Annotated in this window: 14 protein-coding genes; 2 read left to right on the top strand and 12 right to left on the bottom strand. The window is 68.9% G+C overall.

Annotated features, from left to right (window positions below; translation table 11 throughout):
• Positions 1-46: 46 nt before the first annotated feature.
• The 7 genes from AC1DSC_RS18115 to nac form a co-directional block, all read right to left on the bottom strand.
• Positions 47-811, bottom strand: coding sequence for a LamB/YcsF family protein (locus AC1DSC_RS18115; RefSeq protein WP_015866386.1), 765 nt, complete (start codon positions 809-811; stop codon positions 47-49).
• A 25-nt stretch (positions 812-836) separates the two neighbouring features.
• On the bottom strand, positions 837-1,232 hold the full coding sequence (locus AC1DSC_RS18120) for an acetyl-CoA carboxylase biotin carboxyl carrier protein (protein WP_018904137.1): 396 nt from the start codon (positions 1,230-1,232) through the stop codon (positions 837-839).
• A gap of 339 nt (positions 1,233-1,571) precedes the next feature.
• A complete protein-coding gene (locus AC1DSC_RS18125) occupies positions 1,572-2,576 on the bottom strand; it encodes a 5-oxoprolinase subunit C family protein (protein ID WP_018904136.1) in 1,005 nt (334 codons plus the stop codon).
• Positions 2,573-3,241, bottom strand: coding sequence for a 5-oxoprolinase subunit PxpB (gene pxpB / locus AC1DSC_RS18130; protein ID WP_018904135.1), 669 nt, complete (start codon positions 3,239-3,241; stop codon positions 2,573-2,575). Before pxpB ends, AC1DSC_RS18125 begins: the two co-directional genes overlap by 4 nt.
• On the bottom strand, positions 3,238-4,590 hold the full coding sequence (gene accC / locus AC1DSC_RS18135; protein WP_018904134.1) for an acetyl-CoA carboxylase biotin carboxylase subunit: 1,353 nt from the start codon (positions 4,588-4,590) through the stop codon (positions 3,238-3,240). Before accC ends, pxpB begins: the two co-directional genes overlap by 4 nt.
• 13 nt (positions 4,591-4,603) lie before the next feature.
• Entirely contained in the window at positions 4,604-5,044 is a 441-nt protein-coding gene (locus AC1DSC_RS18140; protein ID WP_018904133.1) for an acetyl-CoA carboxylase biotin carboxyl carrier protein, read from the bottom strand.
• Positions 5,045-5,191: 147 nt separating this feature from the next.
• Positions 5,192-6,130, bottom strand: coding sequence for a nitrogen assimilation transcriptional regulator NAC (gene nac / locus AC1DSC_RS18145; RefSeq protein WP_049826248.1), 939 nt, complete (start codon positions 6,128-6,130; stop codon positions 5,192-5,194).
• A gap of 162 nt (positions 6,131-6,292) precedes the next feature.
• On the opposite strand from nac, the gene AC1DSC_RS18150 reads away from it, so the two are divergent.
• Both AC1DSC_RS18150 and AC1DSC_RS18155 read left to right on the top strand, forming a co-directional pair.
• On the top strand, positions 6,293-7,501 hold the full coding sequence (locus tag AC1DSC_RS18150) for an aspartate transaminase (RefSeq protein WP_369664604.1): 1,209 nt from the start codon (positions 6,293-6,295) through the stop codon (positions 7,499-7,501).
• A gap of 33 nt (positions 7,502-7,534) precedes the next feature.
• Positions 7,535-8,206 (top strand): RraA family protein, encoded by a 672-nt coding sequence (locus tag AC1DSC_RS18155; protein WP_018904130.1) that lies wholly within the window; start codon positions 7,535-7,537, stop codon positions 8,204-8,206.
• A 59-nt stretch (positions 8,207-8,265) separates the two neighbouring features.
• On the opposite strand, the gene AC1DSC_RS18160 is transcribed toward AC1DSC_RS18155, so the two are convergent.
• From AC1DSC_RS18160 to AC1DSC_RS18180, 5 genes are all read right to left on the bottom strand, one after another.
• A complete protein-coding gene (locus AC1DSC_RS18160) occupies positions 8,266-8,952 on the bottom strand; it encodes a DUF4286 family protein (RefSeq protein ID WP_278881020.1) in 687 nt (228 codons plus the stop codon).
• On the bottom strand, positions 8,949-9,878 hold the full coding sequence (locus AC1DSC_RS18165) for a Bug family tripartite tricarboxylate transporter substrate binding protein (RefSeq protein WP_018904128.1): 930 nt from the start codon (positions 9,876-9,878) through the stop codon (positions 8,949-8,951). Before AC1DSC_RS18165 ends, AC1DSC_RS18160 begins: the two co-directional genes overlap by 4 nt.
• 99 nt (positions 9,879-9,977) lie before the next feature.
• Entirely contained in the window at positions 9,978-10,934 is a 957-nt protein-coding gene (locus tag AC1DSC_RS18170) for a Bug family tripartite tricarboxylate transporter substrate binding protein (RefSeq protein ID WP_015866094.1), read from the bottom strand.
• A complete protein-coding gene (locus AC1DSC_RS18175) occupies positions 10,927-12,303 on the bottom strand; it encodes an amidase (RefSeq protein ID WP_278881017.1) in 1,377 nt (458 codons plus the stop codon). The genes AC1DSC_RS18170 and AC1DSC_RS18175 overlap by 8 nt, the downstream gene beginning before the upstream one ends.
• Positions 12,300-12,968: an RraA family protein gene (locus AC1DSC_RS18180; protein WP_026283934.1), complete on the bottom strand. Its 669-nt coding sequence runs from the start codon at positions 12,966-12,968 to the stop codon at positions 12,300-12,302. Before AC1DSC_RS18180 ends, AC1DSC_RS18175 begins: the two co-directional genes overlap by 4 nt.
• Positions 12,969-13,008 lie beyond the last annotated feature (40 nt).

The raw sequence follows: 13,008 nt of genomic DNA on the forward strand, positions 1-13,008 counted from the left end.
CGTGCATACGGCCTAGGGTAAGCACCATGTCCGGGCTGCAGACCTGCTAGTCCGGCTGCTTCGAGATCGGCACCACGCGCCCCGCCTGCTCGACCACGCTGCGCACCGCGCGCGCCAGCTCCACCGCACCGGGCGTGTCGCCGTGCAGCAGGATCGAATGCGCGCGCATCGGGATCTTCTTGCCGCTGTGGCTGGTGACCGTGCCCTCCTCCAGCAGCTGGCGCACGCGCGCCAGCACCGCGCCCTGGTCGTGGATCACCGAACCGGGCAGCTTGCGCGGCACCAGCAGGCCGTCGTCGCCGCAGGCGCGGTCGGCCAGGAAGGTGGTGCGCACGCGCAGGCCGCAGCGCGCGGCCGCGTCCTCGATGGCGCGGCTGGCGGAAGTGCTGACGATGAGCATCGGATCGAAATCCGCCACCGCGCGCACCAGCGGCTCGGCCAGCGCGGCGTCGGCCGCGGCCATGTTGCCGAGCGCGCCGTGAAAGCTCATGTGCGTCATGCGGTGGCCGGCGGTGCGCGCCATGCCGTCCAGCGCGCTCAGCTGGTAGAGCACGTAGGCGACGAGTTCCTTCGGCTCGATCTGCATCGGCCGGCGGCCGAACCCGAGCAGGTCGGGAAAGCCCACGTGCGCGCCCACGTCAACGCCCCGCGCCAGCGCCAGGCGCACGGTGCGGTCCATGATGACCGGATCGCCCGCATGGAAGCCGCAGGCCACGTTGGCGGAAGAAACGATGTCGAGCAGCGCCTCGTCCTCGCCCATGCGCCAGGGTCCGAAGCCTTCGCCGAGGTCTGCGTTCAGGTCGATGTCCATGGGAGTCCTTTTTCTCTCTCGTTCGTCAGAGGGGGAGCAGGTCGAGCAGCGGCGCGCCGAAGCCGACTGCAAGGCCGTCGGCCGCGCGGAGGCCGTCGACGATGCCGGCCTGCGGCGCGGTGACGGGCAGCAGCAGCGGGCCGATCTTCAGCAGGCCGAGGGTCTGGCCGGCTTCGACGCGCTGGCCGATGCGCACCAGCGGCGCCGCGGCCAGCGGATGGCTGTGCAGGAACACGCCGACGGAGGGGGCGTGGATCGGCGAGTGCTCTGGTTCGGCTTCTTCCGCCGGCAGTTCAACGATGTTGTCGCCCTGCCGTCCGAGGCGCAGCGTGCCTTCTGGCGTGCGCAGTTCGAGCAGGCCGATGTCGGTGCCGGCCAGCCAGGCGGCCAGCTGCGAGGTGCGCAGTGCGATGTCCTGCATGTCAGCTTTTCTTGGGGTGCTGTTGTTCGGGGCGCTTCTGTTCGGGACGCGTGCACAGGCCACCGGGTACTCCCCTCCGCGAATGTCCCCCGGCCTGCGGCCTCCTCCTTGATTTCGCTGCGGGGAGCACCCGATGCCCTGTGCACTTGGGCACGCTCGTGGTGTACCGCTGATCAACCGCCGCTGCGCATAACGTTCCTGTCGATGGGGTGCCTTGCGCAGCGAAATAAAGGAGGAGCCGAAGGCGGGGGACATTCGCGGAGCAAGGTACCCCGTCGGCAGGAGCGCGCCCTGAACAGCACGCTCCAAACACGACACGGCGAATAAAAAAACAAGGCGTCATCCCGGTTGCCTCGCTACGGAAACAGGCGCACCGCGATGCAGTTCCACCATGCGTGCCACCTTGTCGAGCCAGGCGCGCACTTCGTCGAGCGCGGCCAGCGCTTCGTCCCAGGTGGTTTCGATGAAGCGCACGCGGCTGCCGATCGGCGCCTGGCCGAGGCGCCACATGTCGGCCTCGATCACCGTGCCGAACTTCGGGTAGCCGCCCGAAGGCTGGGCGTCACGCATCTGGATGATCGGCTGCCCGCTGTGCGGCACCTGGATCACGCCGGGCACGATGCCGTGCGAGCGCAGCTCCATCGGTGCGATGGGGCGCAGTGCCTCGCCCTCCAATCGGTAGCCGTAGCGGTCGCTCTGCGCAGTGATCTTCCATTCGCCGGCCCAGAAGGCGTCGCGCGACGCGGGCTCGAACGCCATGTACTCGGCCGCGGGCAGTACGCGCACGGCTGCCACGCCGCCCTGCTGCAGCGGCAATGCGAGCGCGGGCGGCACGAGGCCGAAGCCGGTCTTGCACGCAGCGCCCGCTGCGGCGGCGCGCAGCACGTCGCCCCGGCGCAGCGCACGCCCTTCGTGGCCGCCAAAGGCGCCACGCAGCTGCGTGCTGCGCGAGCCCAGCACTTCGGGCACCTCGACCCCGCCGGCCAGGCACAGCATGGCGCGGCTGCCGCGCTGATGCGCGCCGCCTTGCGGCAGGCCCAGCGCCAGCACCTGCCCGGCCCGCGCCTGGTGAACCCACCAGGGCAGCAGCGGCTGCTCGTCCAGCCGGGCCGCGCAATCGGCGCCGGTCAGCGCGAAGGCGCAGTCCTCGCCGAAACGCACCTTGAAGGGAAACACCGGCACTTCGATGGCGGCTGCATCCAGCGCATTACCCAGCAGCAGGTTGCCGGCCGCGAGCGCCAGGTTGTCCATGGCGCCCGAGGTGCCCACGCCCCAGCGCAGGCTGCCGGTGCGCCCCTGGTCCTGCACGGTGGCGAGCGCGGCCGAGGAAAGCACTTCGATCATCGGACGATGCCCTCCACGCGAAAACGGATCATGTCGCCCGGCTGCAGCGCCGCGGGCGGGTCCTGCGCGGGATCGAAGAAGCACATCGAGGTGCTGCCGATGGTGTTCCAGCCGCTGGGCCCGGCCGAGGCCGAGACACCGGTCTGCGCCCCGCCGATCGACACCGCCCCGCCCGGGATGCTCAGCACCGGCACCTTGCGGCGCGGCGTGGCAATGCGCGCGTCCATGCCGCCCAGGTAGCAGTAGCCCGGATGGCTGCCGAGCGCATACACCGGGTAGAGCGGCGCGCTGTGCAGCTCGACGATGCGCTCGATGCTGAGGCCCGTGTGCGCCACCACGTCGGCCATGTGCGGGCCGCCCGCGCCGCCGTAGACCACGGGCAGCTCGACCACCCGGCCTTCGCGCGGTCGTGCGACGGCCGCGTCCCACGCATCGTGCAGGCGCGCCTCCAGGGCTTGGAGCGCGCCGGCGCCGCGCGGCGGGTGCAGGAAGGTCAGCATCAGGTTGTTCATGCCCGGCACGGCTTCGCGGATCTCCGGCCAGGCCTGGGTCTCGTGCGCCAGCGCCCAGATGCGCTGCTGCGAGTCGAGGTTCATCTCGCCGGGCGCCTCGAAGATCAGCGCGGTCGTGCCCAGCAGGCTGATCGATGGCCGCTGCACGGTCATGCCGCGCTCCTTTGCTGCAGCCAGCGCTCGAGGTGGTGGATGTCGACGCCGCCGGCGGCAAAGCCCTCGTCGCGCAGCAGCTCGCGGTGCAGCGGCACGTTGGTCGCGATGCCGTCGATGCGCATCTCGGCGAGCGCCAGGCGCATGCGGTCGAGCGCATCGGTGCGCGTGCTGCCGTGCACGATCAGCTTGGCAATCATCGAGTCGTAGTACGGCGGCACGCGGTAGCCGGCGTTGGCGTGCGAATCGACCCGCACGCCGAAGCCGCCCGGCACCTGCCAGCCGGTGATGCGCCCGGGCGAAGGCGCGAAGGTGTCCGGGTTCTCGGCGTTGATGCGGCACTCGATCGCATGGCCCTGGCAGCGCACCTCGTGCTGCACCAGCGCAAGGCGCTCGCCGCGCGCCATGCGCAACTGCTGCTGCACGATGTCGATGCCCGCGGTCATCTCAGTCACCGGGTGTTCGACCTGCAGGCGGGTGTTCATCTCGATGAAATAGAAGGCGCCCTTCTCGTAGAGGAACTCGAAGGTGCCCACGCCGCAGTAGCCGATCTGCCGGCAGGCGGCCGCGCAGCGCTCGCCCACCTCGGCCATCAGCGCCTCATCGATGCCGGGCGCGGGCGCTTCCTCGATCACCTTCTGGTGGCGGCGCTGCAGCGAGCAGTCGCGGCTGCCCAGCCAGATGGCGTTGCCGTGGCTGTCGGCCAGCACCTGGATCTCGACGTGGCGCGGGTGCAGCAGGAACTTCTCGATGTAGACCTCGGGGTTGCCGAAGGCCTGGCGCGCTTCCTCGCGCGTGAGCGCCATCGCATCGAGCAGCGCCGCTTCGCCCTGTACCACGCGCATGCCGCGCCCGCCGCCACCACCCGCCGCCTTGACGATCACCGGATAGCCGATCTCGCGCGCGATGGCCTGCACGGCGGCCGGGTCGTCCGGCAGCGGCTCGTCGGGCCCCGGCACACACGGCACACCAGCCTTGCGCATCGCGCGCTTGGCCGAGACCTTGTCGCCCATGGTGCGGATGCAGGCGGCGCTGGGGCCGATGAAGACGAGGCCGGCCTGCTCCACGCGCGCGGCAAAGCCCGCGTTCTCCGACAGGAAGCCGTAGCCCGGGTGGATGGCCTGCGCGCCGCTGAGTTCGGCGGCAAACAGAATGGCGGACTGGTTCAGGTAGCTCTGCCCCGGCGCGGAGGGCCCGATGCACAGCGCTTGGTCGGCCTGCGCGACGTAGCTGGCTTCGCTGTCGGCCTCGGAATGCGCGACCACGGTCTTGAGGCCCAGGCCGTGGCAGGCGCGCAGGATGCGCAGGGCGATCTCGCCGCGGTTGGCAATGAGGACGGTGTCGAACATCGCGCAGCTTTCCTCAACCGAAGCGGAACAGGGGCTCGCCTGCTTCCACTTCCTGGCCCGAACGCACCAGCACGGCCTGCACGGTGGCGGCAGCGTCGGCGCGGACTTCGTTGAACATCTTCATGGCCTCGATCACGCAGAGCATCTGGCCGGCCTCGACGGCCTGCCCCGGCTGCACGAAGGGCGGCTCGCCCGGCGCGGACTGCAGGTGCACCACGCCGTAGAGCGGCGCAAGGCATTCGGCCGCGGCGGCTGGCGGCGGTGCCTGCTGCGCAGACTCCGCGGTGGGCGCCTTGCGCGCAGCAGCAGCCGGGCGCCGCGCGGCTGCGGGCACGGCCGCCAGCGCCGATTGCTTCACCAGCCGCAATGTGCTGCCGTCTTCGCTGTACTCCAGCTCCGCGAGGTCCGAGGCCGCGAGTGCGTCGATGAGCGTCTTGATCTGTTCCTGCTTCATGCCGGGGCTGCCTGTGGCGACAGAACATCCTTGGTGGCCGACGCATTCCGCGAACGCGTGACGGCAGGCATGAACGGTAGCGGCCCGCGGGCACAAAGCCCAAGACGGAATGGCTGTGCCGGGATAAGGCCGGCTTATGACGGCACGCTACGACAGCGCAGCCAGTTCGGGTTCGGGCGTGGCCGCGAAGGTGCCGGCCAGGTCGACCACGAGTTCGAGCAGGATGCTCTTCACCGCCTGCGCCGGCTCCGAGAGCGGCAGGTGGTCGGACTGGCACAGCGCGAGCGGCGCCTCGATGACCGGATCGACGATCTGGAACTGCCAGGCCCCGCAGGCCGCCACCACTTCGCGCGCCATCGACGCCGGCAGGATGGTGGCGCCCAGCCCGTCGGCAATGGCGGCCGTCAGCGTGAAGGCCGACTCGATCTCGGCCACCACGCGCGGCACCATGCCCGCGCGCACGAAGGCCGCGTCGACCAGCTTGCGAACCACGTTGTAGGGGCGCGGCAGGAAGAGCTCGATGTCGCGCAGGTCGGCCAGCTTCACCGGCTGCGCCGGCGCCGGCATGGCGGCCGGCCCGACCAGGAACAGCGGCTCCTTGAGCAGCGGCAGGAACGAGAGGCCGTGGATCGCCTTGTCGCCATAGAGCACGGCCAGGTCCATGCGGCCGTTCATGATGAGCTCGCTCAGCGTGGTGCCGTAGTTTTCGTTCAGGTAGAGCAGGATGCCGGGGTGGCGCGCACGCACCGTGCGCAAGAGCGGCAGCGAGAGCGCCGAGGCCGCCGTGCCGGGCGCAAGCCCCACCGACACCTGGCCCGACAGCCCTTCGCCGGCCGCTTCCATGTCCACGCGGGCCTGCTCGCACTGGCGCAGGATGATCTGCGCATGCCGGTACAGCACCTTGCCGGCCTCGGTGGGCGTGACGCCGCGCTTGGTGCGCACCAGCAGCTGCTGGCGCACCTCGCCCTCGAGCGTGGCCAGTTGCTGGCTCAGCGCGGGCTGGGCGATGAAAAGAACCTCGGCCGCCTGCGTCAGGCTGCCGATGTCCACGATCTTCACGAAATATTTGAGGCGTCGCAGGTTCACGCCGTGTCCCCAAGCAAAAGCCGAGCCTAGCACCGCCCTCGCGCAGCGGCCATCGGGGCCCACCATAAGCTCTGCCTATACAACCAGTGCAATCTCGTCTTGGCCTCGCGCGATCGATGTGCGTACCGTTCGGTCCATGCCATCGCCAACCCAGGAAGACAAGTGACGCCCTCCCGCATTGCCGCCCGCGTGCGGCGCATCAAGCCCTCGCCCAGCACTTCGGCCGCCGACCGCGCCAACGAACTGCGCCGCCAGGGCAAGTCGATCGTGAACCTCGTGGTGGGCGAGCCCGACTTCGACACGCCGCCCCACATCCGGCAGGCCGCCGCCGCCGCCATCGAGAAAGGCGCGACGCGCTACACCCTGATGGCCGGCACGGTGGAGCTGCGCCAAGCCATCGCCGCCAAGCTGGAGCGCGAGAACGGCCTGCACTACGCGATGAACGAGATCATCGCCACCAGCGGCGCCAAGAGCGCGATCTACAACGCGCTCGCCGTCACGCTGGAGCCGGGCGACGAGGTGATCATTCCCGCGCCCTACTGGGTGTCGTATCCCGACATGGTGCTGGCCTGCGAAGGCACGCCGGTCACCGTGGCCTGCCCCGAGGCCAACGGCTTCAAGCTGACGCCAGCGCAGCTGGAGGCCGCGATCACGCCGCGCACGCGCTGGCTGCTGATCAACTCGCCGAGCAACCCGACCGGCGCCAGCTACACCGCCGACGAATATCGCGCGCTGGCCGAGGTGCTGCAGCGCCACCGCCAAGTGATGGTGATGACCGACGACATCTACGAGCACATCCGCTTCGACGGCCAGGCGACGCCGCACCTGCTTGCGGTTGCGCCTGCGCTGCGCGAGCGCACGCTGGTGATCAACGGCGTCTCCAAGACCTATGCGATGACCGGCTGGCGCATCGGCTACGCGGCCGGCCCGGCGGATCTGGTCCAGGCGATGAACACACTGCTGTCGCAGTCCACCGGCAACTGCTGCTCGGTGAGCCAGGCGGCCGCCGCGGCGGCGCTCGACGGCAACCAGGACTTCGTGGCCGAGAGCGTGGCCATCTACAAGCAGCGCCGCGACCGCACCCTGGCGCTGATCAACGACATCCCCGGCCTGCACTGCAGCCCGCCGCCGGGCGCCTTCTACCTGTACATCCACTGCGGCGGCCTGATCGGCAAGACCACGCCAGAGAGCAAGCGGCTGGACCAGGACGGCGACGTGGTGATGTACCTGCTCGAGAGCGAAGGCGTGGCCGTGGTCGCGGGCACCGCCTACGGCCTGTCGCCCTACTTCCGCCTTTCCATTGCCACGTCGATCGAGACGCTGGAGGAAGGCTGCGCGCGCATCGCACGGGCCGTGGCCGCCCTGCGCTGACGCGCGCCTGACTGAATTTCCGAGGACAACACCATGCCCTACAAAGCCATCCGCAAGAACCCGTCGGCCGCACCGGTGGCGCCCGAGATCCTCGCCGCACTGCGCGAGATGCCCGTCGCGGCGCTCAGTGACAACATGCACCGCAACATCGGCAGCATCGGCCTGCATCCCTACCACCGCCCAACGGCGCGGACCATGGCGGGCACGGCCGTCACGGCACGCTCGCGCGGAGGCGACAACCTCACGTACCTGCGCGCGCTCGAATTCTGCCGGCCCGGCGACGTGCTGGTGATCGATGCCGGCGGCGACCTCAACAACGCGGTGGTCGGCGGCATCCTCTCGTTCTACGCCGCGCACATCGGCATCCTGGGCGTGGTGGTCGATGGCGCGATCCGCGACGTGGCCGAGGTCCGTGCGCGCGAGTTCCCGGTGTATGCGCGCGGCGTCACCCACCGCGGTCCCTACAAGGACGGCCCCGGCGAGATCAACGTGCCGGTGTCCGTCGGCGGGATGGTCGTCAATCCCGGCGACATCGTGGTCGGCGACCAGGACGGGCTGATGGCCTTCGCGCCAGACGAGGCCGAGTTGCTGATCGAGAAGGCACGCGCGCACCTCGCAACGGAGGCGGAGACCATCCGGGCCATGAAGGAAGGCCGATGGGACCGCGCCTTCATCGACGCGCTCGAAGCGCGCTGCGCCAACTGAAGCCTGGATGAGCGGGAGAAGCGAGCGCCTGCACGGCGGAACCCGCGCTGGAGGTCGTCTTACGCGCTGATATCCATGCGATACCGGAAAACTCGCGCGTCGATGAGTTCTCCATACTTCTGCACTGGCGCTCCCAGTCGGGCGATGATTTTCCCGGCGGCGGCCTCGCTGGTGCACTCGATAAGCACATAACAGTCCTCGCTGCCCACGTAGCCCGAATCCGCCGTCACCGGCCTGGAAAGGCCAGCATCGGCCTCGACAAAGTGGATCGAAGCCGTGCCCGGTTGGTCGAGCACTTCCAGAACGCCCGCAAGCGCCGGCATCATGGCCGGATCACCGGACGGCCGAAGTCGCATAAGTGCGACTGCGACGCCTCGCGCGACCCCCGCGCTGTGCACCAGGCGTCCGACCACGCGCGTCGGCGCGATGAATCGTGAAATGTGGTGATTCGACCACTCGGTCTGGCTCGCCAGGGCTGCCCGGTAAGGCGCACTGTCCAGCACATCGAACCGCGTGGTGTTGTAGATCTGCAGGTAGCGCGTCGGCGCGCCGACGGATTCATACCGTCTCGCCTCGAGAAAACCGGGAATTGCCACTCTCTCGGCCAGGTGCTCACGGTCGAACCACTCGTTGAAGTCGGCCTCCTCCTCGGGGAGCACTTCCATCGATGAAATCAGGATGCCTTCGCCAGCAAAGACCATGTCGGTTCTCTCTTTCGGATGATGATGTGGGTCGGTGCGGATCAATCGATCCGGATGTTCGATTCGATGATCACCTTCTCCCACTTGAGGCGGTCCCGCTTGATCGTTTCGGCCAGCCGCTGCGGCGAGCCGCCTTCGAGCTCCATTCCCATCTCGAGAAGCTTGTTCTTCACCTCCGGGTCCTTCAGGATGTCGTTCACGTTCTTGTTCAGCAGCGCAATGACGGCGTCGGGCGTCCGGGCGGGTGCCAGCAGTGCAAACCAGTGCAGCAGCTCGAAGTTGGCAAAGCCCTTGGTCTCGGAGACTGCGGGCAGTCCGGGATAGGCGGGCGAGCGTTTCGCTGTCGTCACTGCAAGCGCCTTCATCCGGCCGGCCTTGGCCATCGGCATCGACTCCGGACCGATGGCCATCATCACGGACACCTGGCCGGACATCAGATCCTGGAGCGCGGGCGCGCCACCCTTGTAAGGCACATGCGTCATGTCGATGGACGCCGCGCGCTTGTACAGCTCCATGCCCAGGTGGCTGGGGTTGCCGGCGCCGCTGGAAGCGTAGTTGATCGGTGTCGCCGAAGACCGCGCGAACGCCGTGAGCTCGTCGAACGAATTGACCGGCATCGAAGGATGAACCATGACCACGCTGGGCAGGGTCACGGCCAGCACGATCGGCGCGAGGTCCTTTTCCGGGTCGTAGGCGAGGCGTCCCTTGTAGAGGGTCGGATTGACCGAAAGTCCCGCGGTGGAGGCCAGCAGGATCGTGTAGCCGTCCGGGTTCGCCTTGGCGACGAAGCTGGCCGCGATCTGTTCGGTGGCACCCGGCTTGTTCTCGACGACCACGGGCTGCTTGAGGCGTTGCGACAGCTGCTGCCCGATCAGGCGCGACACCGTGTCGGACGCGCCGCCCGGCGGATAGGGAACCACGATGCGGATGGGCTTGTCCGGGTAGTCCCCTGCGAACGCCGGCCCTGCCATTGCCAGTGAGAGGGCACACGCAACACGTATCAAGGCAATCTTCATGTCAGCATCCAATCAAGAGAGTGAAAAATTCGTCGTCCGGACCGCCCTGCAAGATCACTGGGGCGTGATCTTGGCGGCCTTCACGAGGCGCGCGTAGCTGTCCGCGTCCTTGCGCATGAACTCCCGGAAGGCTTCGGGCGAGTCCCCGACCGGAATGAGGGAGGTCTCCTCGAGCTGCCTACGCAACTCGCCGCGCAGCGCGGTCTTGATCGCGGCGTTGAGCCTGTCGATCACGGCCTGGGGTGTGCCGGCCGGCGCGGCAATGCCGGTCCAGGTGACGACCTCGAAGTCGGGCAGCCCCGCTTCCTTCATCGTGGGAACGTCCGGAAGCAGCGGCGAGCGCTGTCGGCTGGTGATGGCCAGCGCACGCAGCTTGCCGCTCCTGGCGTAAGGCAAGGCCGTCGGCGAGGTGTCGAACAGCATGTCGATCTGCCCGCCCATCAGATCCACGAGCGCCGGCGCGCCTCCCTTGTAGGGAACGTGCAGGAGCTCCACGCCGGCCTGCTGCATGAAGATCTCGGTAGAGAAGTGCTGGGCGGAACCGACGCTCGCGCTGCCGAAGCTCAGCTTTCCCGGGCGTGCCTTGGCCAGCGCGATCAACTCGTTGACGCTGCGCACGGGCGACTGCTGGCCCACGACCAGGATGTTGGGCTGATCGACGATCCGCATGATGGGCGCAAAGGCCTGCAGCGGATCGAATGGCGGATTGGCATACAGGAACTGGTTGGCGGCAAAGACACCGGCGCTGCCGACCAGCAGCGTGTAGCCATCCGGCGGCGCCTTGGCGACGTAGGCGGCACCGACGTTGCCGGAGGCACCCGGCTTGTTGTCGACCACGAAGGGCTGCTTCAGCGCGTCCTGCAGGCTCTTGCCGACCAGGCGCGCGACCAGATCCACGCTGCCGCCCGGAGGAAACGGGACGATCAGGCGCACCGGCTTGTGCGGGTAGTCCTGGGCGGCCGCGCACGGAACGACGAATGCCAGCAGGACGGCAGCCAGCTTGCTAAGCATTGCGCACCTCCTGCGACGGAATTCGAGACGGATGCAGTGCGGCGGCGACATCGGCAGCGACACCCAGCAGTGCGTGATCGCATCCCGCGCGCCCGACCAGTTGCAGCCCGATGGGCCGTGCGTCGTCGTCCTCACCCGCGGGAAGCGAGATACCGCACAGCGCGAGCAGGTTGACCGGGCGGGTGAAGTGGACCGGCGCCACGTTGTGGTCGACGTCCTCGAGGCGCGGCGCGGTCATCGCCGTGACGGGCATGGCGACGGCGGACAGCCCGAGCCTGTCCATCTCGCCGGCGAACTCCTGCTGCCAGCGCGACGCGGTGGTTTGGGCCTGCAGGTACTGCACGGCCGTGGTCGCCCGGGCGGCGACAAGCCGCGACCGCACCGACGGATCCATCGGTGCGTCCGGGTCGTCCAGGAACCGGTTGTTCACCCAGGCGCCTTCGGCGATCATGATGGCATTGGTGGGTTCCTTGAACGCCGCCAGCGGCGCCGGAAACCGGAATGGCACCAGGCTGAAACCCGCCTGCTCGAGCCTTTGCAGGCACTGTGCCTGGCATCGCGCGACGGCCGGCGCGAGCGGCGCGAGTTCATCCGCCTCCAGGACGCCGATCCGCTGGCGGGCGTCCGCGCCCGAACCGGGCGCGCCGGCGAGCGCCTCGAAGCACAGCCGGGCATCCTGCACCGACGACGCGAGCAGGCCCACGCTGTCCAGGCTCTCGCTGAGCGCATAGACGCCCTCGCGCGGCAGCGCATCGATGGTGGGCTTGAAGCCCACGATGCCGCAGAAGGCCGCGGGTACGCGAACCGAGCCGCCGGTGTCGGAGCCGATCGCCCACGGCACCAGGTGGGCTGCCACGGCCACGGCCGATCCGCTGCTGGAGCCGCCTGCCACCAGCGTGTCCATGGCGCGGCCGGCCGGATTGCGTGGCGTGCCCATGTGCGTATTGGTGCCCCAGGCGCCCAGCGCGAACTGCACCATGTGGGTCTTGCCGACGATGACGCCGCCGGCGTCGGCAATGCGCCGAACGATGGCTGCGTCCTGTTGCGCGATGTTGGCCGACAGCAGCGGTGAGCCCGCCGTCGTGGGCTTGCCCTGGATGTTCACCAGGTCCTTCAGCGCCAACGGAATGCCGTGCAGCAGGCCGCGGTCGTGGCCTGCGCGAAGTTCCTCGTCTGCGAGGGCCGCCGCCGCCAAGGCCTCTTCTTCGTAGACCGCCAGGAAGCTCTTGAAGACAGCGTCGTGCGCTGCGATGCGGCGAAGGCACTCCCGCGTGAGGATCACCGAACTCGTCTCTCCGGTTCGCAAGGCACGGGACAGTTCCGCCATCGGTGCGAAGGCGGGCGGCCTGGTCTGATGGGCGCTCGTCATGCCGCTGCCTCCTGGAAAACAAGGCGCGTGTCCAGCACGTCGGAATAGGACTCGCCGGCGCGCAGCCGTGACAGCGTCTGCTGCTCCGCCTGTTGCAGCAAGATCGCCTTCCGGGCCAAGGCCCACGCCTCGTCGGGCCGCATCACCAGAACGCCGTTTTCGTCAGCCAGCACGGCATCGCCGGGATGCACGCGCACGCCCCCGCAGTCCACTGGCCGGCAGAAGCTGCCCGCGTGCCCGCTGGCGCGGGTGGTGCGGGCGCTCAGGCCGCGGGCCCACACCGGCACGCCGAGCTCGCGCAGCTCCGCAATGTCCGTGACGCAGCCATCGACCACCACGCCTGCGACACCGCGAAGGCGCGCCGCGAGCATGCTGGCGCCTCCCATGCACGCGATCGTCTCGTCGCCCGCGCGGTCGACGAACAGGAAATCGCCGGCCCGCAGTTGTCCCAGCGCGTGATGCAGGATGGATCCGTCCGAGCCCTCGCAACGCACGGTGACGGCAGTGCCGACGCTGCGCGCCACCGCAGCCATGGCCTTGATCCGCCCATGCAGGAAGCCGCGATCATGAAAGTGGCCGATGGTGGCCGGCTCGGCCTCCTTCAGCAGGGCCAGCAGTTGCAGCGTGCATGGCGGCGGCAACTCTCCTCGTTCGATGGCAGTCATTTCGGATATCGTCGTTGTGAATGACGGCAATCGTAGGCAG

The organism is Variovorax sp. 01N425 (genome assembly GCF_056399465.1).